This window comes from Salmonella sp. SAL4457, from assembly GCF_046548235.1.
GTDB lineage: Bacteria > Pseudomonadota > Gammaproteobacteria > Enterobacterales > Enterobacteriaceae > Salmonella > Salmonella enterica.
Genome location: NZ_JBGDZO010000894.1, coordinates 1 through 254, shown reverse-complemented (window position 1 = coordinate 254; position 254 = coordinate 1). Strand labels below are relative to the sequence as shown.

Here is a 254-nt window from a genome sequence, read left to right as displayed (position 1 = left end):
CCCTCTGGCTGGTGCCGGAGGGCTGGTGGTGGCTGCTGATCGGCTTCGTCGTGTTCCGCATCGTGGATATTCTCAAGCCCTGGCCGATCAGTTGGGTGGACCGCAACGTGCACGGCGGCGTCGGGATCATGCTCGACGACGTCCTGGCCGGGGTATTCGCCTGGCTGGTCATGCAGGGTCTAGTCTGGGGATGGGTACACTGGCTGGTCTGAGGCCTCCCATGCGTCTGCTCGTCCTGTTCTGCTGCCTGTGGC

General features: G+C 64.6%; 1 protein-coding gene. It reads left to right on the top strand.

The genetic code is table 11. The features are described from left to right. Nucleotides 1–212: phosphatidylglycerophosphatase A (locus tag ACLJNW_RS26775; RefSeq protein WP_410961591.1), on the top strand; the 212-nt coding region annotated here is incomplete at its 5' end. Nucleotides 213–254 lie beyond the last annotated feature (42 nt).